Source organism: Bartonella sp. SL317 (assembly GCF_059687655.1).
Genome location: NZ_CM185144.1, coordinates 1,403,445 through 1,426,704, shown reverse-complemented (window position 1 = coordinate 1,426,704; position 23,260 = coordinate 1,403,445). Strand labels below are relative to the sequence as shown.

Sequence of the window (23,260 nt, the reverse complement as noted above, 5' to 3'; positions counted from 1 at the left end):
CTCATATACTAAAGGAAAACATATAAAATATCTTGCTATTTATTATTTTTTTCCGAAAAAATGCAACAGCCAAGTTTGTAAAGTGACTGATGTAAGCTTTTATCTTCAATTCCTTCAAGCATTTTTTCCACGCATTTTCTATCCTGTTCACTCAACGTCGGCTTGAAAGGCACATGCTTCATAAAAACCGACATACTTCTTTGCTCAATTTTGATACGATCAATAGCAATATAGCCAAAAAATCCATTAATCCTATGAAGCAATTCTTCTGTTTCATGCATCAATTTTAACGCAGCAAATCCTTCACATGCGACAACAAGTGTTGCTGGCTGAAAAACTTCATCTTGATCCGCGCGACGCTTCCAGATAATTTTAAGTGGTATTGTATGTTCACTGATATCGTGGCCCACAATTTGTGGCCAATGCTCAATAAGCGCGACATTGAGCCCTGTTCTTTTGCGTAAAACTGGATCAAGTATTTTGAATACCGTCTCAGAAAGAGAATAAAAAGCGTGTTTTTTTTGTTGTTTTCTCATCTTTAGATCATTGTTCAACTGTTTATTCAATGACAATCATTTGTTTCATCTAAAAAATATTTCTTTTCTAATTTATAAAAATCAACAAAATAGAAATTTGTCTTCTCACCAAAACCTTGACCGTAAAAGAACAAAAAACATGAATTCCCCAATAAATACTTTTTTCTTTTGCATTTTACCTCTTCCTATGCTTGAAAACAATCATGTATGAAATTTCTTCGCACCTTCTTTCTTGGTACGATCAAAATCACAGACACCTCCCATGGCGGATTACCCCCGAAGAGCAAAAACAAGGTATCCGCCCTGATCCTTATCAAGTTTGGCTTTCTGAAATCATGCTTCAACAAACAACCGTTGAAACTGTTAAGCCTTATTTTAAAAAGTTTCTGAAACTTTGGCCAGATCTTTCTTCTTTAGCAAAAGCCTCACAAGATGACGTTATGAAAGCATGGGCTGGACTTGGCTATTATTCACGTGCCCGTAATCTTAAAAAGTGTGCAATACAACTTGTTGAAAACTATGCAGGACAATTTCCACAATCCGTAAAAGCATTGCGAACTCTTGCTGGGATTGGAGACTATACGGCCGCAGCCATTGCCGCAATTGCTTTTAACCACCCTGTAGCAGTGGTTGATGGTAATGTCGAACGTGTGGTTTCCCGCCTTTTTGCTATCACTTCAATATTACCAAAAGCAAAAGCTGAAATTAAAGAAAAAGCACAAAAAATTACTGATCTAAATCGCCCTGGCGACTTTGCTCAAGCAATGATGGATTTGGGAGCAACAATTTGTACTCCACGCAAACCATCTTGTTATATCTGCCCTCTTGAAGTTTTATGCAAAGCAGCAAAGATGCAACAAGCGGAATCTTTTCCAGTCAAAGCTCCTAAAAAAGAACGCCCTTCAAAAACAGGGATTGCTTTTGTGGTTCTTAATAAAAAGAAACAAATTTATTTGGAAAAACGACAAACGCAAAAACTCCTTAGCGGAATGACTCAAATTCCTAACAATATTGGCATAAATAATGAAAATGGACTCCAAAACGCACCCTTTACTGCCAATTGGCAATTTAAAGGACAAATTACCCATGTTTTTACTCATTTTTCTCTAAAACTTGATGTTTACTACACTGAGGATGTTCATGAAATGAATTGTGAAAATGGTTGGTGGTGCAACATTCAACATCTTGCCGAAGAAGCGCTCCCTACTGTTATGAAAAAAGCCATCGCCATAGCACTTCCCAATGCTTTCAAACTTAAATAGCTTTTCCACTTCGTAAAAAGACTTGTTAACAAAAACTTTTGTATCTCTAGCGACCATTTCTTCCTCTGTAAAAGGAAAATTTACGACAAGAAAATGGCCAATTTTTTCTACAGATAAGAGTTAAGAAGGGATAGGAAAACTTAGAAATCTTAGATTTACATTTCAAGACTTATCTTTTTTTGCTTTTGAAGAACCAAATAGGTACGTACCATCACACACTTTGGCCAATCTCCAATGCTATTCTACCGCCCTTGGCACTTTAGATGGTTTATAAGAGGTGCTTTTTTAAATCCTTTCTGGAGCCAGTTTTTACTCACATGCCAACCCCACTTATAAAACATGTAAACCAAGTGATTTTGTTGCTTCAGCATAAAACAGATTTGAAATGAGAAAATCTAATGATATTTAGGAGCTAATTTAAGTTGAACCATTTAAAGTTGTCTTTATAATGCAACAAATCGAAATATTGTACGTACATCCATAGATGTAACTCCCCCTAAAAAGCACTTAATTTTGAACTTCCGAATGATTTTTTTTTAATTCTGTTATTTCATTTTTATAAAAATATATTGATTGATCATTTAACTATTTTGGAACTTAAATGAGAGCATAGAGTGAAAATTTCTCATTTTCATTTTTTATAAGAAACCGAAAAACGCTCATTTGTTGCTTACAAACGAGATTGCTATGTAAAAAAATCTAGGAAAGACATAAAGCGTCCTCCTGTACATCTCAATAAAGGCAAGATATTGATTGATAAGATAATTAACTGTTTTGCATGTTGAATAAGAGTCACAAATATCGTAAAATCCTCCCATTTCAAATCTGTTTATTTTGAATCAATTAAAAATGCTTGGCTATATATCATAAGCAGAGCTGACATATGAATACAAACATTTTTAAATACCTCAATCGTCTCAAATACCAAGAGCTATTGTAACATGGGAGTTGGAAAATGTGTGGTGGTGGTACCCGCTTGCTCCTTCAACAGCATAAAGATGGCGGTGCTCTATAAACTTTATACACGTCATGGAACGTTTACCATTATATCATTCACAGATGCCATCGCGAAATGGGATTGGATGCATTGAGAAATGTTTTTTAAGCGCGTCAATTGGTAACCCAATGGCACTGTGTTTTGAATGAAAGGTATAAACCTATCGAGAATATACCGGTAGTCAGAAGAATGATGCGATCAGCCTAGTTCATATAACACCCGTTTTTAACATTTGTGAACGTATGACCATTCTTAAATGATCTATGGATTTCAACCGACCATTTTCCTCGTAATACCAAAAGGTCCAACCATTACAGCTCTGCGAATTTTGAGCCTTTCTACCCATTGCGTGGATTGAACCTGCTTCACCACCATGCATGATCGTACCATCAGCTCTTACAATAGCAGATACTTGCTTCTTGCGATCATAAAGAACTTCTCCAGGATAAAGTAAACCAGCTTCAAGCAAGCTATTGAATGCTACGCGCGGTTCTGCTTTTTTTCTATCCAAAATCGCCAGTTCTGGTTGCGCTAAAGGTTTGACCGCCGCAATTCTCTCACATGCCGCATCAATGTAATCTTGCTCGCGTTCAATCCCAACAAAATCACGCCCTAAAAGCTTGGCAACAGCCCCTGTTGTTCCTGAACCAAAAAACGGATCAAGAATAACATCTCTAGGTTTACTAGAAGCCATAATAATACGCGCTAATAACGCTTGTGGCTTTTGTGTCGGATGTAACTTACGCCCTGCATCATCCTTTAAACGTTCAGCGCCAGTGCAGAGAGGGAAAAGCCAATCTGAACGCATTTGCAAATCTTCATTTGCTGCTTTTAAAGCATCATAATTAAATGTGTACTTTTTGTCTTTTTGATCTCGCACAGCCCAAATAAGCGTCTCATGCGCATTTTGAAAGCGGCGCCCTCTAAAATTAGGCATCGGATTATTTTTGCGCCAAATGATATCATTAAGCATCCAAAAACCTAAATCTTGTAATGCCGTGCCAACACGAAAAATATTATGGTAAGATCCGATAACCCAAAGCGTTCCGTTGGGCTTTAACACACGACGACACGCAAGCAACCATGCACGGGTAAAAGCATCATAAGCAGCAAAACTCTCAAACTGGTCCCATGCATCATCAACCGCATCAACAAGCGAGTGATCTGGACGGTATAAAGCACCATCCAATTGCAAATTATAGGGGGGATCCGCAAAAATCATATCTACGGAATGTTTTGGCAATTTTTCTAAAACGGCAACACAATCTCCTTTAAAAATTTTATTGCGCCATGGCATCTGTGAAGGAGTACGAATGAAATCTTTTTGAAGCTGAATAACTGTCATGAAAAACCCAACAAAATGAACTGAATTTGCCCTATAATCAATCAAAATAGTTTATAGGCCCGCATTACCAATTCATATTTACAAAATAGAGTAAACGTATCGTTAAAGTTCTGCAAAATTGATATTCGTTTTTATTTTTTTAAGTAAAAAAAACTTTTATATGAATGAATCCTTATTTTTCTTTCTTTAATGTACTGTTCCCGTATCTTTTATTTCGTAAAAGAATTAAGAATCATTTTCAAAGCACCTTTTTATGAAATAAGGTCCTCTTAATATTGTTTTCATGAAAGTTGTCCATCTCGTAATATGTAAAGGAATATCTTATGCCTCAGATAGATCTTATTATTTTTGATTGTGACGGCGTTCTCGTCGACTCTGAATATCTTGCTGCAAAAATTGGATCTCAATTGCTCAAACAAACAGGATATGAAATATCACCCGAAGAATTAAGTGAGCGTTTTGCAGGGCTTATCTTTCGCGATATTCTTAAACACGTTGAACAGGAAACAGAAAAACCTGTTTCTGCTCATCTCATAGATCAGATGACCAATATTTTTCGTACACAAATAAAAACTGAATTACGGGCTATTGATGATGTAAGACAAGCCGTAGAAATTATTCAAACGCGCTATCCCTACTGTATCTGCTCTAATGCAAAGAGTGTAGATATAAAAGAGATGCTCACAACAGTTAATCTCTATGACCTTTTTGAAGGTAAAATATTTTCAGCACCTGAAGTTGGAACAAAAAAGACAAAACCTGCTCCTGATGTTTTTCTTTTTGCTGCACAGCAATTACAGGTAGAGCCTCAAAACACGATCGTTATAGAAGATTCACTTCATGGTGTGCATGCCGCCATAGCAGCAGGCATGCGTGTGATTGGCTTTACGGGAGGATCCCATAGCTATCTTGGCCATTCTAATGCACTTGCAGAAGCTGGTGCGGAAACAGTCATCGCAAAACATGCACATTTAGGAGAAGTCCTAGAAGCAATGGCAGTATGGCGCGATTTGTTATAAAAAACTCTTGATTATATCAATTTGTAAACTTTTGTAAGGGGGGATTTTACCCCAAGTGTCCTCCCCTTCTTGCTTCTCTCCTTTTATAATAGCCTCAATAAATGCACGATTCACAATATGGGGCGTTTACATCTCAATGTGAATCGAAAAAATATCACACCTCGTTGAGAAGTAATAGTTATCTAACCATTGCACGTACTTTAAAAGAAGCAAAACAGTAAAGATACAAACGCGTAAAAATCCAACCTCCTAGAAAATCAAATCTACCGGAAAACTACCTATCTCTCTCAAATCCAATATTCTCATCCCAACATTCGCAATCCATCCTGATAAATGACTAGATTTGTCAAAAAAATATTACGATGCCTTACTCTATAAGATATGAAAATTGCTATGCCAAAACCATACCCCTTCAGCTTATTACCCAACATGATAAAATTGTATGGTATGTGCGTAGTAATCATAGAAAAATACATTAAAATTGGCTGAATCTATAAAATACACAAGTTTGTAACGACAAAAGCACCCTTGCTAAGTTACAAAGGTTTATGCTTTCTCAATCCAAATCTCATAAATTTGTTGAAGCTTTATTGACCTTGCTGCTTAGCAGTATTTTGACAACATCGATTGATATAATCTCTCTAAAATTAAAAAAGACAAAGGGAATATATCGTTAATAAAGATATGCGCTTTTATAGGAAAGATTGCTTACCCTAAAATTGATGAGCAATACTTTGATTTATAATGATAATCTAGCATTATTCACTTTAAACAAAACATGAATATCGTTAAATTCTCTCCTTTCAAATCTGGATATGTTTAATCAATTAAAGAAATGAATAAAAACGCTTCTTCATGAATTATCTCAAGAGCCAAGCTGTAGCGATATTAGGAATGAGCAAAGTTCATGAGAATACCATCCTTTCTCCTTTATAAACATAAAGATGGCAGTGACCTATGAATTTATATTATGGAGCTTTATCATTATACTACCCACACGGATCATGGTGAAATAAGCTTTGTAAATGCTCCTTAAAAACAAACATATCAAAATAAAACATATAATTATAATAACGTAAAGAGATACCAACAACTGCTCAAAATTTTCTGAAAACACTTAAATGAACTTTTTAAATAGATAATGAAACAAGATCTTTTTGTAAGTAATTAAACTTTAGAAAAAATATCCTTTCTAAAAAACAAAAGCATTTTTTCAATTTGAACAGAAGAAAATATCGAAGAGTATTATCCAATACTCATTTTTCAGCACGCACAAATTTTATCTGAATTGCTGTTCTTCTATATATTATCTACGGTCATACTGTTCATATTGAAAAGAAAGATTATAGCATTCACCCTTATCAAACTCGAGCTCTACTTTGATATCAAAAAAAATATAATTAATTATCAAATAAACAATACATCATGATATAACTAAAGATTTATATTAAATAGCGTTTTTATAAATTTAATTCGTAAAAATTTTAAGCAATACTATTATCTCTAAATTTATTAAAAAATAATATTAATATCATTTCATAAAAATTATAAAATCACCATATATTATTTTATTGATACATAAAAAATATTATCGTTATTAAAACATAAATCAATGCATTAATAAGTAATTATAAGGTCTTTTTTTTGTAATTGTTACTGTTGCTTTTTTACAATAAAATTTATAAAAATGTATAGTTGTATTTTTTAATATTGAATAAAAACACATATTGATGTATAAATGTCATTATATAAAGTAAGTTATATAAACATATTATTATATATGTGTATATTTACTTATATATAAAACTTAAAAATATGTGAGGTAAAATTATGGTAAAAGTATTTAAAAAATATACCTTAAGTTTTTTTATAGGAAGCATTTTTTTTATTTCACAAACCGTAAGTGTTAACGCAAACTACTTGGAAAATGGTGCCTTAAAAGAGAAATTTTCTGTTTCTCTCATGGAGCAAGTAAAGAATGCTAAATCTGATGCAGTTTCTACAACTGCTTTCTATGCTCCATCTGTAAGTTATCAAACACAAAATGGGACAATCTTTGAAGGGAAAGTTGAAAAAGTAGTTGAGCCTCTAACTGTAGTAACAGGAGTATTGCTTGTTGGATGTGTAATGAATGTTATAGGATCGATCATAAGTTGGGTAAAGGACATCAAGAGCATCAAAAGGATGGAAAAAATAATTTAATGTAATTCAATGTATTGTATAACACTAGAATAAAGGCTTAATTATGTATTACTGATTCATTTTAAGTCGCTATATAATGAAAATACCCTTACTAAAGTATAAATGCTGTAGATTATATCCAAATTATAAATATACGCATATATATTAAATAGTATAAAGTATTTGAGGTAAATTATGATTAAATCTTTTAAAAATCATATTTTAAATATTTTCGTGATATCTGTCTTTTCTCTTTTTCAAGTTGTCAATGTCCATGCAAACTATTTGCAAAAGAGTGATCATCATGAAAATATGTTTGTTTCTACAATAGTACAAAAAAGAAAGGATGTGGTTCATCCCGTTTCTATCTATCTGTCAAATCTAAATCATGGTGTGGGAAATGACATAACCCTTGCGGGAAAACTTGAAAAGGTTGTTGAACCTTTTACAGTCGGGGCTTTTGGTATAGGGATGGCCATCGGATATGCAACAAGTATGGTAGGCTTGTTGTTAGGATGGATAATAACTAAAGCGACATCATACTTTAAATCTTCTTAAAATTGAAATTTTATAAAAATAAGATCTTATCGTATGAAATATAAACTATAGATGCAGTCTGTTTTTATCCATGGTTGGTGATAAAAAATGAATGAATTATCCCATTAAGAATAAAAAATAGCTTTAAATGCTTTCTGTTTCCTTAATGTGCACTCATTCTACCGACGCATCTATTCAATTTAGGTTAAAATAAAAATATTGGCGGTAAATTATGATAAAAGTATTGAAAAATTACGTGTTAAATATTTTTGTAGCAGTTTCTTTTCTACTTCCACAAGTTATAAATGTTCATGCCACTCATTTGAAAAATGATGCTCAACAGGAAACTGTTTCTCTCACGGAAAAAGGAAAGGAACGAGCTATCAATATCCCTGCTTTCTATGCCCCAGAGTTCGCTTATGAAAAAGAAAATAAAGCTGCCGAAGCTGACATTGAAGGAAAAGTAGAGAAAGTATTTGAACCCATTACTCTAGGCGCTCTTTCTGTAACAGGCGCTTTGGGTTTTGGATTCTTGACAGGATCTATTATGTCTATACTTAGCGGGATGATCGGATGGGCAATCGGAAAAAGTAAAGGAAAATGATCAAAGATATTCTGTTACTTTTTATTTAACATAGGAATATTTTACAGCCTGCTTTCCATCATTTAGCAGGCTGTTTTTATGCTTTCTGTTAATAAGCTCTTTTAGGTTACCATACTATATAGCACAAATGTGATACTTAGTTTGTATATAAGCTGAACAAAGATTATTCAAAATATATATTTGCACACAAAATGCCCTAAAATCATCTTATAAATTTTCCAGTGTGTATCTTAAGATGTATCATTTCAATATTCGTTTTAGCGGATTTAATTGTTACAAGGTGTAAAAGCGTAAAATAACTCTAGATAATTGAGTTTTACAAAAGAGCTCTTTAATAAATACCGTTCTATATATTTGATCTCATTATTCAGGAAGATACATAAGTGAAGATACGCTGTATCTTTCAAGTGAATGAATAATAGAGAGAAACTTTTTCAACTATAACAAGTTTTCTGTGAACATTTAAGTTTATATCTCAAAAATAAAAATGCTTAAGACTATTTCTTTCATTTTTCTTTTATATTAAGTCAAAAAGAAGAAAATAAACTTCTATCCATTTAATAATTTAAATATTATGAAAAATATGAAATAAATAACTTCATCAATTTTCCAGAAATAAAAAAGGATAAAATTTATGAAATATATCAGCACGAGAGGGCAATCTCCTGCTTTAAACTTTACAGAAACAATCATGACAGGATTGGCAAATGATGGCGGACTTTACCTGCCAGATAAATTTCCCCAACTATCATTTGATGCGTTACGTGCACTTCGTGGCCAGTCTTATGCAACAATTGCTAAAACACTTCTGTGGCCTTTTGTGAATAATGAGATCGAGTATACAGCTTTTGAAAATATGATTGCTGAATCTTATGCAACCTTCCACCATCCAGCAGTCTGTCCGTTACAACAAACTGGAACAAATGAATTTATCCTTGAACTCTTTCATGGGCCTACTTTAGCTTTTAAAGATGTCGCCATGCAATTTCTTGCTCGATTGATGGATTATGTTTTGACTAAAGAAAATAGATGTGCAACGATTATTGCTGCAACATCGGGTGATACAGGAGGCGCTGCGATACAAGCTTTTGCTGGAAAAGAACACTCAGATATTTTTATTTTATTTCCTAAAGGACGTGTGTCACCGCTTCAACAACGGCAAATGACAACCAATCAAAGTACCAATGTTCATGCCATTGCCATTGAAGGGAATTTTGATGATTGCCAAGCTCTGGTTAAAGCAATGTTTAACGATCATGATTTTCGTAGAAAAAGAGCCCTTTCAGGTGTTAATTCTATAAACTGGGCGCGTATTATGGCGCAAATTGTTTACTATTTTTCATCTGCACTTTCCTTAGGTGCGCCTGATAGAGCTGTTTCCTTTACTGTTCCTACTGGAAATTTCGGTGATATTTTTGCAGGTTATGTTGCGGCTCGTATGGGGTTACCTATTGCTCAACTGATTATTGCAACCAATGACAATGACATCCTCGCACGTACATTGAACAGCGGTACTTACAAAACACAACCTATCGCCCATACTACATCACCTTCTATGGATATTCAAGTTTCTTCTAATTTTGAACGTTTACTCTTTGAAAGTGGCAATCGTGATCCAATGTGGATTCGTAATGCAATGGAAAATTTGGAAAAAACGGGAGCTTTTACTCTTGATGAAAAGCAACTCAAAAATATTCGTTCTCTCTTTTCGGCTGGAAAAAGTAACATAGCTGAAACAGCACAAACAATTGATCGTGTCTATAAAGAAAGTGGCTATCTTGTTGATCCACATACAGCCGTCGCCCTTAAAGTAGCGCGTGAAAATAAAAAACCGCATATTCCAATGATTGTCCTTGCCACAGCTCATCCAGCTAAGTTTCCTGATACAATCAAAAATGCTTGTGGAATTCATGCCCCATGGCCATCTCATCTCAATGATATTATGAAATATGAAGAACACTTCATAAGTCTTGCTAATGATGAAAAAATAGTAAAAGATTATATTTCTTTAAAATCACGTGCATCTTATTAAAGTTAGCTGCATTAATTTAAATCAAGAATATTCTAATACCCTTAACAGTGAGGTGTGTAGCTTATTTAATGGAGTTGTAAATACATGGATGTAGATGTTAGTCGTCTTAGTAATGGTTTGACTATCGCCACACATACAATGCCACAGATTGACAGTGTTGCACTTGGCATATGGGTTAAAGTAGGCTCACGCAATGAATCCTTCACACAGCATGGTATTGCCCATCTGCTTGAACATATGGCTTTTAAAGGAACCGAAAACCGTACCGCTTTTCAAATTGCAACCGATATTGAAGATGTTGGTGGTGAAATCAATGCCACAACCAGTATTGAAACAACAGCTTACTTTGCACGTGTCCTTAAAAGTGATATTCCACTTGCTATCGACATTTTAGCTGATATTTTGACGCATTCAAAATTTAATGAAGATGAACTAGAACGAGAAAAACAAGTCATTTTTCAGGAAATTGGTGCCGCCCATGATACGCCTGATGATATTGTTTTTGATCATTTTACTGAAACAGCTTTTCGTCATCAATCCCTTGGTCGCTCTATTTTAGGAACAGCTAAAACTATTCAATCATTTACATCTGCTGATCTTCATGATTTCATCAATAAACAATATAGTGCAGATCGTATGATTGTCGTTGCAGCAGGAGCTGTAAAACACGAAAGCTTTCTAAAAGAAGTTGAAAGTCGTCTTGGCACTTTTCGCTCCCATTCAACCGCCTCTCTTACTAATCTTGCAAATTATGTCGGCGGCGATTTTCGTGAATATCGCGATTTAATGGATACACAAGTTGTTCTAGGACTTGAGGGGCGCCCTTATCACGCGCGTGATTTTTATGCGGCCCAAATTCTTTCCATCATCCTTGGTGGAGGAATGTCCTCACGTCTTTTTCAAGAAGTAAGAGAAAAACGTGGATTATGCTATTCTATTTATGCTTTTCATTGGGGGTTTTCAGATACTGGGCTTTTTGGTGTTCATGCAGCAACTGGACAAGAAGGTCTCAAAGAACTTTTACCTGTAATTCTTGATGAACTTTCCAAGGCAAGTAAAAATATTCACGCTAATGAACTCCAACGAGCACGAACACAATATCGTGCTAATCTCATAATGTCCCAAGAAAATCCTGCTAGTCAAGCACATCTCATTGCGCGCCAAATACTTCTTTACGGTCGCCCCATTCCAATATCAGAAACAATTGGGCGCCTCAATCTCATCACACCTACAAGATTAACTGATTTAGCGCATCGTCTTTTTACAAGTTCCACGCCAACACTCACAGCTGTAGGACCTGTTGGCCCCCTCATGAATTTTGATGATTTAACGTCAACTCTTTCATACAAACTAAAGTAAACAACCGCTTTTCTAAAGCAGCAGCACAATACCATACACATACTTTACTTTTATGATAAAATTTACCACAAAAACTCTCCTTATTAAATAAGTTTTGGAAATGTTGGACAAAGAAGTGTACAAAACTATCCAACTCCTCCTTCATGTGATAAAGATCCTAATGAATAAAGAGTCTGAAAAATTTAGCGATTCATGATTTTACGTTGCTTTTTTAAAATATAAAACTCCATGCGATTCAAGTTTTATTGAAGCAAATGGGGATGTGATCTATTTATAGATAAAATTATATAACTTTAAGAGAAAGTGATAACAGTTTCTTATGTAAATAAATGATAAAAGGTGAACGTTTTTTTAATCTAAATGAAAATTAAATATCCTAAAATATTGAGAGTGGGACATTGTGAAGAGTTTGCGTAAAATAATTGACATCATTTTCATTATCATCGTTAGTTCTCTTGTCCATCTTACATCAGCCTATGCCGTTGAGCCCGTTAAGATTTCTTCTCAGGATGCTGCTCTTGATCTCTCAAAAGCAATTGAAGTTCACCATACAAAAAACTCTATTTTTCAAACAAGTACAGCGCCAGGACCAGATGGTATTGTATGGCGTATTGAAGTGCAGGCAAAAAGTAAAAAATTTTCTGGAAACTGGGCCGTTTTTTCTCTTGCAAACCCAACGGATGAACAAGTCGACCGTCTCATCGTTGCCCCCCATTACCGCATGGCGCATTCTGGATTGTTTTGGCCTGACCTTGGGTCAGAACGGATTCAATCTATAACACCAAGTGAAGGTTTTTCTCTCGATCGTCAACCTAGTGCAAATTCTGATATCTTTCGTATTACTCTCAATCCCGGTGCTGTTGTTACATTTGTGGCCGAACTTAGCTCTGCAAATCTACCGCAAATCTATTTATGGAAGCCTGAAGCTTATAAGGATGCTATTAATTCTTATACACTTTATCATGGTATTCTTCTTGGGATATCAGGTCTCTTAGCACTTTTGTTAACTGTTCTCTTCGTTGTCCGTGGAACAGGGCTGTTTCCCGCAACAGCCGCTGTCGCTTGGGCCGTGCTTTTTTATATTGGAATTGACTTTAATTTTTTAAATAAATTCTTTGCAATTACACTCACAACCCAACCAGTCTGGCGTGCTGGTACAGAAGTAGCCCTTGCCGCAACGCTTTTCATTTTTCTTTTTACCTACCTTAATCTTAATCGCTGGCATTATCATTTTAGTTATGGTGCTGTCGCTTGGATCATTGCCTTTTTCAGTTTAGGAGCCTTTGCTATTTATGATCCAATCAGAGCGGCAGGAATTGCTCGTCTATCCTTTGGCCTTACCGCAGTGCTTGGTATACTGTTAATCATCTATTTTGCAATTCGAAGTTATGACCGTGCTATTATGCTTATCCCAACATGGTTGCTTATTAGCTTTTGGTGTGTCGGAGCCTATGCCTGCATAGAAGGACATTTAAACAATGATATTATCCAACCAGCATTGGCAGGAGGATTAGTTCTCATTGTTCTTCTCATTAGCTTTACTGTCCTGCAACAAACTTTTTCTAATGATGCTTTCCATGAAGGAATATTTTCCGACCTTGAACAACAAGTCCTCGCAGCAAAAGGAGCTGGAAATATTATTTGGGATTGGAATATTGAGCGTGATCGTATTGTTGTTCATCCAAACATGACAACCCTTTTGGGTACTGAAAGCCACAACCTCAATGGAACTATGCGCAACTGGATTTCAGCCTTACACTATGATGATCGTGAGCGCTTTCAAGCCGTATTGGATATTATTCTTAAAAATAAAAAAGGACGCATTGATCAAATTTTTCGGCTTTCTTCCGGTGGAGGTTATTATCATTGGTTTTCTCTTCGTGCACGTCCAGCTATGCAAAAAGATGGAAAAATTACACGTATCATCGGAACCATTGTCAATATTACGAACCATAAAAAATCTGAAGAACGCTTATTGCATGATGCAATCCATGATAGCTTAACCGGCCTTCCTAACCAACAGATTTTCTTTGATAGACTACAAAATTATACCTCTTTGGCAAAAGCAAATATCAAAATTAGACCAACCGTCTTTATGATTGATTTTGATAATTTTCGTCAAATTAATCGTAAATTAGGCGTAGCTGTTGGGGATACTGTATTGCTTATAATCGCCCGTCGTTTAAATCGCCTTATTAACTTTCAAGATACTTTATCGCGTCTTTCAGCAGATCGTTTTGCAATTATTTTACTCAGTGAAAATGAACCACAAAAAATTGCAGCGTTCGCAGATCATTTGCACAAAACAATTTCAGCCCCTATTTCACTTTCAGAAAACAAAATAGTCCTTTCAACGTCTATCGGATTGGTTACATGGAGTGAAAGCCGATCAACAGCTAAAGATATTTTTAATGATAGTGAATTAGCGATGATTCGTGCAAAACAAATGGGTGGAAACCATATTGAACCTTTTCGTCCTAACTTTCGCACTTTGGGTCTTGAACATAATACGCTGGAAAAGGATATTCATTATGCCATAAAACGCCATGAGATGAAAATCCTCTATCATCCTATTCTTAATTTATCAGACGGACATATTATTGGTTTTGAAACAATTGTAGAATGGCATCATCCAACTTATGGAAAATTAAATGTCTCTGATTTCATAAAGATCGTAGAAAATGAACAAATGGTTATGGATTTGTCACAATTTATCATCGATAATGCCATTGTCGATCTTATAAATGTAGAAGAAAAATTCTCCCAACAGTCTTTCTTTATTTCAATTAATTTACCAAGCGCAGAAATGATTCATTCTCGTTTTATCAGTCAACTGCGTGCCTCTTTGCTTCGCAATCCGCTCCACAAAGGGCGTTTGATGATTGAAATATCTGAATTTGTTTTAAGAAATAATCCTGAACAATCAGCGCACTTTCTCGAACAAATTAAAGCACTGGGAATGAATCTTGCACTCGATAATTTTGGAACAGGTTATTCGTCACTGACCTATCTTGTGCGTTATCCGTTTGACATGGTTAAACTTGATCGTTCACTTATCTCAATTGACTCACTCAAAAAGAAACTTGTTCTTAAATCTATCATTAATATGGCAATAGATCTTAACTTGCAAATTATCGCAGAAGGTGTTGAAAATGAAAAAGAAGCGATCTTCCTTCGTCAAGAGGGCTGTAAATATGTTCAAAGCACACTTGTAACAAAACCAATTGCCATAGAAGAATTAATTACTCTCGTTCAAAGCCATTTCCCTTATAAATCAACAAACTGATTTATAAGGATGCTTTATCGTTATTCAACTTGGATTAAAACTCTGAATATCATAAGATTCTCTCATGTTGAATCAATCAAAACCATGTCGCTTGTACGTTGCCAGATGGGGAGAGCCGTGTGACTAAAAAACTATTAAAAAGAAGCAGTAAAAATGCCTTTTCTTGAATTGTTGAGAAACGCCAAGAGCTTGTCAGTAACATTTTAGGGCTGACAATGAGTGTGCAATGATGCTGCCAGCTTGTTGCGTCACAAGCGTAAAGACGAGGGTTTAACGGATTTACTATTATACCACTTACAAGCACCCATTGAGAAATGGGATTGAGCGCACTAAGGGTTATTTCTTTAAAAGAAAAACATAAGGAATGGAATAACGTATAAAATTGAAAGGCTGAGAAAAAACTTTACGCGTGCCCCATTACGGAAGCAAGATAGGTTGGATCAATCCCCATGCGTGTTAAACTCTTATCATATTTGCAACTTAAATCACTTTCAAAAAGAAAACTAGGGGATGTAGAACTGATTAACCAACCGTTTGTAGAGATTTCTTCCTCAAGTTGACCAGCTTTCCATCCGGCATAGCCTAACGCTACCAGTGCATGCTGTGGACCTTGTTCACAACTGATCGCTTTTAATATATCAGTTGTCGCAGTAAAGCAGACCTTATCTGCAATAAAAACAGTTTCTTCACACGCATAATCATCTGAATGAAGGACAAAACCACGCAAAGGATCAACAGGCCCCCCATAGCGAACTGGAAACTGTTTTACTGATTCAGAAAGACCTTTTTTTTGTCCACTGTCGATGACACCAAGATGAAGCAAAAGCTCTGGAAAATCAATATGATGCAATTGATTAAGAATAATGCCCATCGCACCGGTATCAGAATGCGCACAAATATAAATAACAGAACGAATAAAGCGTTTGTCATTCATCCCAGGCATTGCTATGAGTAATTGTCCACCCAAAAAGCCATTACACTGCTTCATTAATCTGTTATTCTCCATAATTTACACGATAAAAGTTTGTTCATTTATTACACTAGGAAAATAAAACTCAAATGAAAAAAAGTTACATATTTATAAATTTACAAAATATCGCAGCTTTCTTTTATAAAAGGATTTTCGTTACTTTAATCTTAACATTCATCGTTTTAGAATTACTTAATATTCCTATAAAGGCTCAAACAGAACAAGAACTCCAGCTTTTTGCAACCTCTTGGCAGAAATCAGAGGGGGGACGTATCCGCTTAGCAATCACTGAACCTTCTCCTTCTGGAATGAGAGAAGGATTTATTGAAATTGTGCTTAAACCAGGATGGAAAACATATTGGCGTAATCCAGGTAATTCAGGAATGGCCCCCTTCTTTAATTTTAACCAACAGGTTTCTTATGAAATCTTTTATCCTACTCCACAGCTTTTTGAAACAGAAAATGATTGGTCATTAGGCTATAAAAATAAAGTGATATTGCCCTTTAATCTATCTTCTTCAAGCAAAAATTTAAATGGTACTTTCACTCTTGGATTATGCCATAAAATCTGCCTTCCATTGACTGTTAACTTTGATTTTTTGTCATCTTCTCTAAAAAACAACCCCATTCCCGCTTCCTTGTTAAAAAATGCCCAAGATTCTTTGCCACGCATGATGCAAAATACCCTAAAAATAAGCGCCAAAAAAAATAACAATACCCTCCTTATAAAAATACACAACAATAACAAAACCGCACCTTCCTCTCTCTTTTTAGATGGAGGGGAAATGCAAATTGGAGCAGCCAAAAAAATCAGTGATAATGCAAAATATTCGCTCTTTAGCGCTCCACTCTATTTCGTACCAGAGAAAACAGATCAAAAAATTTTTTATACAGTTTCTTTTAAAGATCACGCTTTAAGTGGAATATTTATATTCCATACACAATCACCCCCTCTTGCTATCCCATGATAGAAGAGCAAAGCTTCTCAAGCAGCAATTATGTCAAAAAACGTCCATTTTCGCGATATTCAGTAATTGCTTTGCGCGCAAGAGCATCAGCGCGTTCATTCTCTGGGTGTCCTGCATGCCCTTTTACCCAGTGCCATCTGACCGTATGACAAGAACAAGCATCTTCAAGAGCCTGCCATAACTCCACATTTTTCACAGGACTTTTTGATGCAGTGCGCCAATTATTTTTTTTCCAACCTTCAAGCCACTTAGATATACCATTACGCACATAAACTGAATCTGTATAAAGATCGACCGAACAAGGCTCTTTAAGCGCCTTTAATGCGCAAATTGCCGCCATGAGTTCCATTTGATTGTTTGTTGTGTGGGCCTTACCACCATAAAGCTCACGTTCATGACTATTCCAGCGTAAAATTGCTCCCCAACCTCCGACTCCAGGGTTTCCGGAGCAAGCACCATCTGTATAAATTTCAACGACCTTTTGTTGAGTTGCCATAAAATTTACAAACCTAATTCACTAAGCGAATTTACATGACTGAAAAAACAAAGTTTGTGCCAATATTCCCATGGATCTTTCCTAATAACAAAGCTATCAGGCGGTGTATTAAACCAATCATAAAGACGCGTGAGTAAAAAACGTAAAGAAGCACCACGAGCCAATAAAACAATCTTTTCCAATTCTAAAGGGATCAATGGTCTTATTTTTTGATAGTTTTCCAATAACTTACGTGCTTTGGTAAGATTATAGGAATAATCAGGCTCAAAGCACCAAGCATTTAAACAGATTGCTAAATCATAAGAAAAAAAGTCATTACAAGCAAAATAGAAATCTATCATACCAGAAAGACGATGATTCACAAAAAAGACGTTATCATTAAATAAATCTGCGTGAATAATGCCTGTTGGTAAATTGAACGGCCAATTTTCTTGTAAAAAAGCCAATTCAAACTCAATTTTTTGTCCAAATTCTTTTAACAATGCATCTTCTGTATTTTGACAACGTTGCCATAATACTTGCCAGTCCATAACAGAAAGCGTATTTTTACGACTGAGGGTAAAGTCCTGTCCTGCTAAATGCAATTGTGCTAACCCCCTACCTACTTCGCCACAATGACCTATATTGGGCTGTCGGATCCACTCTCCTTCCAGAAAAGTAATAATAGCAGCAGGGCGTCCTGCTAGTTCACCGATCATTGTTCCATCATTTTGAATAAGAGGTTGTGGACAAGGAATTCCACGCTGTCCTAAATGCTGCATTAAGCGGCAAAAAAAAGGTAAATCATCTTTTGAAATACGCTTTTCATAAAGTGTTAAAATAAACTGCCCTTGTGTTGTCTCCAGCATAAAGTTAGAATTTTCAATCCCCTCCTCTATCCCTTGATAAGACAAAAGCGACCCTATTGCATAGCGTGTTAAAAATGCTTTTAAATCATTTGGATGAATATTTGTATAAACGGCCATTATTCTGCTTTCGTTGTAGATATATCTGTATTCTGATTTTCATTTTTTGCTTGACCATTTACAAATGCCATATCCTGAGATGTTAAAATAACATCACGTAATTCACGACTCACTAAAAATCTTTCCGTTTCCACCAGTGTTTCAGCTAGTTCTATTGTTACCTCATAATGCGCACGAAATGCTGCAATAATTTCATCAATAATAATTTCAGGCGCTGAAGCCCCTGCTGAAAGACTAACAACAGAAAGAGCTTTTAGGTTTTCAAAATTAATTTCATCAGCGCGTTGAACTAAAATAGCTTGCCGCGCACCAGACTTTTCGGCAACCTCTACCAAACGTCGTGAATTAGAAGAATTGGGTGCCCCCACAATCAAAAACAAATCACTCCCCTTTGCTGCTGCTTTAACCGCATCTTGTCTATTCGTTGTAGCATAACAAATTGACTCAGCTGCTGGAGCTGCTAATGTAGGAAAACGTCGTTTTAATACATCCAGAATTCCTGCTGTATCTTCAACAGAAAGCGTTGTTTGTGTAACAAATCCTAATTTATCTGGATCATTGGGGTGATAATGCAAAGCATCTTCTATCGTTTCAATAAGCGTCACAGCTCCTTCTTCAAGCTGTCCCATTGTTCCTATCACCTCAGGATGGCCAGCATGACCAATCAATATAACATGGCGACCATGACGTTGATGCCTTATTGCTTGTTTGTGAACTTTCGAGACCAACGGACATGTTGCATCAAGATAAAACAAATTATAATGCCGTGCTTCTTCTGAGACAGATTTTGGGACACCATGGGCAGAAAAAACAACCGGTTGCTTGCGATGTTCTTCTGGAATCTCATCAAGTTCTTCAACAAAAACAGCACCCCGTTGCTGTAATCCCTCAACTACGTAGCGGTTGTGTACAATTTCATGACGAACATATACGGGAGCACTGTATTTTTTTAATGCAAGGAGAACAATCTGGATAGCACGATCAACCCCTGCACAAAATCCACGGGGCCCACAAAGACGTATCGTTAAAGGGGGAAGTCCAGACATACATCATCCTTAATCTCTACAGCTTTAGTCTCGTATTCAAACAACCTATCGTTATACACGAATAAGTAATGTAAAAAAATGCGCAATACCATCTTTTGCATAGGAACACACTCTATTTACAACATTTTCTTGCAGCAAAGCTCTTTTAAAATTTTCTTTTATACGACTAAAGAATGATTGAATATCAAACAAAATATTCAATCAAAAGAGCTCCAAAGATAGCTGCTAAATAAAGTAACGAAAAGAAAAACGTTTTTTTAGCCATCAAAACAGTTTCATCATGTGTATCAGCTTTCAACAAACGATAGGCAAAATAAATAAAAATAATGCCTAAAATTGTCGAAAAGATACCATAAAAAATTCCACCAAGACCCGTAAAGCAAGGAGCAATAGCGCACAGTACCATTAAAATCGTATAAAATAAGATCTGTTTTTTTGTTGAGTATTCACCTCGTACATTAGGCATCATAGGAACACCTGCTGCCTCATAATCAAGAGATGAAAATAAAGAGAGGGCCCAAAAATGAGGGGGGGTCCACATAAAAATGATTAAAAATAATAAAAAGCTATCAAAACTCACTGTCCCAGTTGTGACAGCCCATCCGATCATTGGTGGAAAAGCCCCAGAAGCACCCCCAATAACAATATTTTGTGGTGTAATACGCTTTAACCAAATCGTATAGATAACGACATAAAAGAAAATTGTAAAAGCCAGAAAAAATGCCGAAAACCAATTAATGAAGCTCCCCATAACCAATACCGAAAGCAGAGACAAAACCATACCAAAAATAAATGCCTTTTGGGGGCTGATTTTACCCATAGGAATAGGACGCTTTTTGGTCCGTTCCATCACAGCATCTATGTCAGCATCATACCACATATTCAGTGCCCCCGCACCGCCGCCGCCAGCAGCAATACATAAGATTGCTAAAAAACCATACCACGGATTGATGGGAACAGGAGACACCACCAAACCAACCAATGCTGTAAAGACCACAAGTGACATAACACGTGGCTTTAATAATGTGATATAATCACCGATACTGGATTTTGGTGGCGTTGACTGCCCCTTCGCAACCGATAACTCTTCTGAAACAGACATTCCACTCAAAACCCTTTTTCATTTCTGTCATTCACAAACAAATATTATTTGGCAAACATTATCTAGCGTATAGCAATAACCCATTAAAACCAATCATATTTTTGAGAAAATACGGTATACCCTTCTTGTATCCCCCCTTAAAATAGGTAGGAATATTTGCAACAAAAATACATTTTTTAAATCAATACACTCTCTTATATTATAAATGTATCCTACCTAGCATTATAAAGCCATGCTGAAAATTTATCTCCTATAAAATGTTCTTGTCCCTCATTTCTCTTTGTTTTCTTGCATAGAGATGAATATATTTGGGTAAATACTGGTTTTGTGTTATAGTTTTTACGTGAGGAATTCATTTTTTTATGCAAATCTATGCATGATTGTGTGTGTTGAATCGGATAGGATTTTCTGTGATACTTTATAAATTACTTAAAAAAACTTTTTTTATTGGTGCTGTTCTTCACATACTTTATGGTGGTTTGATTAATCATGCTCTTGCACAAACACCCTATACGCAAAATGTGCCTACTCCACAAACCTATGGTGCATGGACAAAGGTTTGTGCTTTGCCACCAGGAACACCAAATATGCAATGTGAAGCTATACAAAATGTCCATACCCAAGGGCGCCATGATATTACCTTACGCATTACATTTTATAAACTTCCTCAAAAGCAAGGAGCTTTAATGCGTGTTTTTGTTCCGATTCGCGTTGAGTTACGTCCCGGTATTGGAATTAAAATTGATGATAAGAATATGGGAAGAATGGAATATCGTCGTTGTCTTGGTGATAATTGTGTTGCTGAAGCTTTTCTGAAAGAAAACATATTGCAACTCTTTTTAAAAGGAAAAATGGCAACCTATCTTATCTTTACAACCCCTGAACAAGGAATTGGAGGTCTTGTTGATCTTCAGGGCCTCAGTGAAGCCTATGCAGCCCTACCCACATGAATGAAATTAACATACATTGGACAATTAAAATCTCATCATATGTTTTAAGAGCTTCTTAAGTTAGATCAATAAAAATCTTCTGAGCCCTCAATAAAAATAGGATAATTCTTATGAAATCGCTGATTGATCATTTTGATATTGCTTCCTCTAAAGTTCAGTCGCTGGTAGAGGAAACGCTTCATCATGCTGATGATGGCGAGCTTTACCTCGAGTATACAGAAAGCGAAGCTCTTTTATTTGATAATGGACAGCTTAAAAACGGCTCTTTCCATCAAGATATGGGGTTTGGTCTTCGCGTCGTTGCTGGAGAGGCAACTGGATATGCACATTCTAGTGAATTATCAGCTGCTGCACTCAAACGCGCGAGTGAAGCAGCTAAAGCTGTTACCTATAATAATCATGCAGGATCTTATAGCATAGCCCCTCAACAAACAAATAAGAGACTTTATCAACCGCATAATCCTCTGGATACTCCATCTTTTGAAGAAAAAAGTGCTCTTTTGCAAAAAATTGATGCCTATTTACGGGCTAAAAATGATAAATTGCATCAAGTAACTGTTTCTCTTTCTGGCTCACTACAGCATGTCGAAATTTTACGGGCAGATGGACATTTGATTCGTGATATTCGGCCCCTTGTGCGACTTTCTATATCTGTGGTTGCCGCTGAAGGCAATCGACGTGAAAATGGCTTTTATGGCTGTGGAGGGCGACAAGCATTTGAGCAATTTATTCGTGAAGATAATTGGAAAAAAGCCGCGGATGAAGCCTTACGTATGGCTTTAACAAATTTAGAAGCAGAAGCAGCACCAGCTGGAACATTTGATGTTGTTTTAGCCAATGGATGGCCTGGCGTTATGCTCCATGAAGCCGTGGGGCATGGTTTAGAAGGTGATTTTAACCGCAAAAAAACCTCTGCTTTTGCTGGACTTTTAGGACAACAAGTTGCAGCAAAAGGTGTTACAGTTGTGGATGATGGAACAATTCCGCAATGCCGTGGTTCACTTACTATCGATGATGAGGGAACCCCTTCAGGATATAACGTTCTCATTGAAGATGGAAAACTCGTTGGTTTTATGCAAGATAGGCTTAATGCACGGCTTATGGGGGGACAATCAACAGGAAATGGACGGCGTGAATCCTATGCACATGCCCCAATGCCACGAATGACCAATACACTCATGCTAGGAGGAGATAAAACACCAGAAGAAATCCTTTCTTCCTTAAAAAATGGTATTTATGCTGTTTCATTTGGTGGAGGACAAGTTGATATTACTTCTGGGAAATTCGTCTTTGAATGTACTGAAGCATACCGAGTAGAAAATGGTAAAATTGGTGCACCAATCAAAGGAGCAACTCTTATTGGAAATGGTCCAGATGCTATGCAACGCATTACAATGATTGGAAATGATAGTAAATTGGATAATGGTATTGGTATGTGCGGAAAAGCAGGACAAAATGTTCCTGTTGGTGTTGGGCAGCCTCATTTGCGAATTAATAATATGACAATTGGTGGAACTGCGCTGATAAATGAATAAGCTTGCTTATTTTTTCCAAAGATTTTCTTCTTCTTGTTTATTAAGATGGTTTATGAGGAAAAATATTTTT

18 protein-coding genes are annotated in these 23,260 nt (G+C 36.0%); 11 read left to right on the top strand and 7 right to left on the bottom strand.

The annotated features are described in order from the left end of the window. Nucleotides 1-35 precede the first annotated feature (35 nt). The gene (locus AC6ER9_RS05955; RefSeq protein WP_497073881.1) at nt 36-536 is read right to left on the bottom strand and encodes a DUF721 domain-containing protein; all 501 of its coding nucleotides are present in this window, start codon (nt 534-536) and stop codon (nt 36-38) included. A gap of 203 nt (nt 537-739) precedes the next feature. Between AC6ER9_RS05955 and mutY the strand changes: the two genes are divergently transcribed. Further along, nucleotides 740-1,798 (top strand): A/G-specific adenine glycosylase, encoded by a 1,059-nt coding sequence (gene mutY / locus AC6ER9_RS05950; protein WP_497073880.1) that lies wholly within the window; start codon nt 740-742, stop codon nt 1,796-1,798. A 1,205-nt stretch (nt 1,799-3,003) separates the two neighbouring features. On the opposite strand, the gene AC6ER9_RS05945 is transcribed toward mutY, so the two are convergent. After that, the gene (locus AC6ER9_RS05945; protein WP_497075291.1) at nt 3,004-4,092 is read right to left on the bottom strand and encodes a site-specific DNA-methyltransferase; all 1,089 of its coding nucleotides are present in this window, start codon (nt 4,090-4,092) and stop codon (nt 3,004-3,006) included. Nucleotides 4,093-4,463: 371 nt separating this feature from the next. Here AC6ER9_RS05945 and AC6ER9_RS05940 point away from each other — a divergent pair, with 371 nt between their 5' ends. From AC6ER9_RS05940 to AC6ER9_RS05910, 7 genes are all read left to right on the top strand, one after another. After that, a complete protein-coding gene (locus AC6ER9_RS05940) occupies nt 4,464-5,159 on the top strand; it encodes an HAD family hydrolase (RefSeq protein WP_497073879.1) in 696 nt (231 codons plus the stop codon). Between the two features lie 1,830 nt (nt 5,160-6,989). Then, a complete protein-coding gene (locus tag AC6ER9_RS05935; protein ID WP_497073878.1) occupies nt 6,990-7,361 on the top strand; it encodes a hypothetical protein in 372 nt (123 codons plus the stop codon). Nucleotides 7,362-7,535: 174 nt separating this feature from the next. Next, on the top strand, nt 7,536-7,898 hold the full coding sequence (locus tag AC6ER9_RS05930) for a hypothetical protein (RefSeq protein WP_497073877.1): 363 nt from the start codon (nt 7,536-7,538) through the stop codon (nt 7,896-7,898). Nucleotides 7,899-8,109: 211 nt separating this feature from the next. After that, nucleotides 8,110-8,481: a hypothetical protein gene (locus AC6ER9_RS05925; RefSeq protein ID WP_497073876.1), complete on the top strand. Its 372-nt coding sequence runs from the start codon at nt 8,110-8,112 to the stop codon at nt 8,479-8,481. 634 nt (nt 8,482-9,115) lie between these two features. Beyond that, nucleotides 9,116-10,513, top strand: coding sequence for a threonine synthase (gene thrC / locus AC6ER9_RS05920; protein ID WP_497073875.1), 1,398 nt, complete (start codon nt 9,116-9,118; stop codon nt 10,511-10,513). An 84-nt stretch (nt 10,514-10,597) separates the two neighbouring features. Beyond that, nucleotides 10,598-11,872: a M16 family metallopeptidase gene (locus AC6ER9_RS05915; RefSeq protein ID WP_497073874.1), complete on the top strand. Its 1,275-nt coding sequence runs from the start codon at nt 10,598-10,600 to the stop codon at nt 11,870-11,872. A gap of 400 nt (nt 11,873-12,272) precedes the next feature. Beyond that, complete coding sequence (locus tag AC6ER9_RS05910; protein WP_497073873.1) at nt 12,273-15,158, top strand: EAL domain-containing protein; 2,886 nt, start codon at nt 12,273-12,275, stop codon at nt 15,156-15,158. Nucleotides 15,159-15,561: 403 nt separating this feature from the next. Here the strand turns inward: AC6ER9_RS05910 and AC6ER9_RS05905 are convergent, their stop codons facing one another. After that, entirely contained in the window at nt 15,562-16,146 is a 585-nt protein-coding gene (locus tag AC6ER9_RS05905; protein ID WP_497073872.1) for a YqgE/AlgH family protein, read from the bottom strand. A 71-nt stretch (nt 16,147-16,217) separates the two neighbouring features. Here AC6ER9_RS05905 and AC6ER9_RS05900 point away from each other — a divergent pair, with 71 nt between their 5' ends. Further along, nucleotides 16,218-17,096, top strand: coding sequence for a protein-disulfide reductase DsbD domain-containing protein (locus AC6ER9_RS05900; protein WP_497073871.1), 879 nt, complete (start codon nt 16,218-16,220; stop codon nt 17,094-17,096). Between the two features lie 28 nt (nt 17,097-17,124). Here the strand turns inward: AC6ER9_RS05900 and rnhA are convergent, their stop codons facing one another. From rnhA to cyoE, 4 genes are all read right to left on the bottom strand, one after another. After that, complete coding sequence (gene rnhA, locus AC6ER9_RS05895; RefSeq protein ID WP_497073870.1) at nt 17,125-17,592, bottom strand: ribonuclease HI; 468 nt, start codon at nt 17,590-17,592, stop codon at nt 17,125-17,127. Between the two features lie 5 nt (nt 17,593-17,597). Then, a complete protein-coding gene (locus AC6ER9_RS05890; RefSeq protein WP_497073869.1) occupies nt 17,598-18,557 on the bottom strand; it encodes a homoserine kinase in 960 nt (319 codons plus the stop codon). Beyond that, on the bottom strand, nt 18,557-19,603 hold the full coding sequence (ispH, locus tag AC6ER9_RS05885; protein ID WP_497073868.1) for a 4-hydroxy-3-methylbut-2-enyl diphosphate reductase: 1,047 nt from the start codon (nt 19,601-19,603) through the stop codon (nt 18,557-18,559). The genes AC6ER9_RS05890 and ispH overlap by 1 nt, the downstream gene beginning before the upstream one ends. A 184-nt stretch (nt 19,604-19,787) precedes the next feature. After that, on the bottom strand, nt 19,788-20,705 hold the full coding sequence (gene cyoE / locus AC6ER9_RS05880; protein WP_497073867.1) for a heme o synthase: 918 nt from the start codon (nt 20,703-20,705) through the stop codon (nt 19,788-19,790). Between the two features lie 410 nt (nt 20,706-21,115). Here cyoE and AC6ER9_RS05875 point away from each other — a divergent pair, with 410 nt between their 5' ends. Both AC6ER9_RS05875 and tldD read left to right on the top strand, forming a co-directional pair. Continuing rightward, nucleotides 21,116-21,655, top strand: coding sequence for an invasion associated locus B family protein (locus tag AC6ER9_RS05875; protein WP_497073866.1), 540 nt, complete (start codon nt 21,116-21,118; stop codon nt 21,653-21,655). 110 nt (nt 21,656-21,765) lie between these two features. Next, on the top strand, nt 21,766-23,190 hold the full coding sequence (gene tldD / locus AC6ER9_RS05870; RefSeq protein ID WP_497073865.1) for a metalloprotease TldD: 1,425 nt from the start codon (nt 21,766-21,768) through the stop codon (nt 23,188-23,190). Nucleotides 23,191-23,260: the final 70 nt, after the last annotated feature.

What these genes read in the sequence shown, in the direction of transcription:
- AC6ER9_RS05930 (WP_497073877.1), top strand. Translation starts at nt 7,536, where the DNA reads ATGATTAAATCTTTTAAAAATCATATTTTAAATATTTTCGTGATATCT.
- mutY (WP_497073880.1), top strand. Translation starts at nt 740, where the DNA reads ATGTATGAAATTTCTTCGCACCTTCTTTCTTGGTACGATCAAAATCAC.
- AC6ER9_RS05945 (WP_497075291.1), bottom strand. Translation starts at nt 4,092, where the DNA reads ATGCCATGGCGCAATAAAATTTTTAAAGGAGATTGTGTTGCCGTTTTA.
- AC6ER9_RS05955 (WP_497073881.1), bottom strand. Translation starts at nt 536, where the DNA reads ATGAGAAAACAACAAAAAAAACACGCTTTTTATTCTCTTTCTGAGACG.
- cyoE (WP_497073867.1), bottom strand. Translation starts at nt 20,705, where the DNA reads ATGTCTGTTTCAGAAGAGTTATCGGTTGCGAAGGGGCAGTCAACGCCA.
- rnhA (WP_497073870.1), bottom strand. Translation starts at nt 17,592, where the DNA reads ATGGCAACTCAACAAAAGGTCGTTGAAATTTATACAGATGGTGCTTGC.
- tldD (WP_497073865.1), top strand. Translation starts at nt 21,766, where the DNA reads ATGAAATCGCTGATTGATCATTTTGATATTGCTTCCTCTAAAGTTCAG.
- AC6ER9_RS05940 (WP_497073879.1), top strand. Translation starts at nt 4,464, where the DNA reads ATGCCTCAGATAGATCTTATTATTTTTGATTGTGACGGCGTTCTCGTC.
- AC6ER9_RS05935 (WP_497073878.1), top strand. Translation starts at nt 6,990, where the DNA reads ATGGTAAAAGTATTTAAAAAATATACCTTAAGTTTTTTTATAGGAAGC.
- AC6ER9_RS05900 (WP_497073871.1), top strand. Translation starts at nt 16,218, where the DNA reads ATGAAAAAAAGTTACATATTTATAAATTTACAAAATATCGCAGCTTTC.
- AC6ER9_RS05905 (WP_497073872.1), bottom strand. Translation starts at nt 16,146, where the DNA reads ATGAAGCAGTGTAATGGCTTTTTGGGTGGACAATTACTCATAGCAATG.
- ispH (WP_497073868.1), bottom strand. Translation starts at nt 19,603, where the DNA reads ATGTCTGGACTTCCCCCTTTAACGATACGTCTTTGTGGGCCCCGTGGA.
- AC6ER9_RS05925 (WP_497073876.1), top strand. Translation starts at nt 8,110, where the DNA reads ATGATAAAAGTATTGAAAAATTACGTGTTAAATATTTTTGTAGCAGTT.
- AC6ER9_RS05890 (WP_497073869.1), bottom strand. Translation starts at nt 18,557, where the DNA reads ATGGCCGTTTATACAAATATTCATCCAAATGATTTAAAAGCATTTTTA.
- AC6ER9_RS05915 (WP_497073874.1), top strand. Translation starts at nt 10,598, where the DNA reads ATGGATGTAGATGTTAGTCGTCTTAGTAATGGTTTGACTATCGCCACA.
- thrC (WP_497073875.1), top strand. Translation starts at nt 9,116, where the DNA reads ATGAAATATATCAGCACGAGAGGGCAATCTCCTGCTTTAAACTTTACA.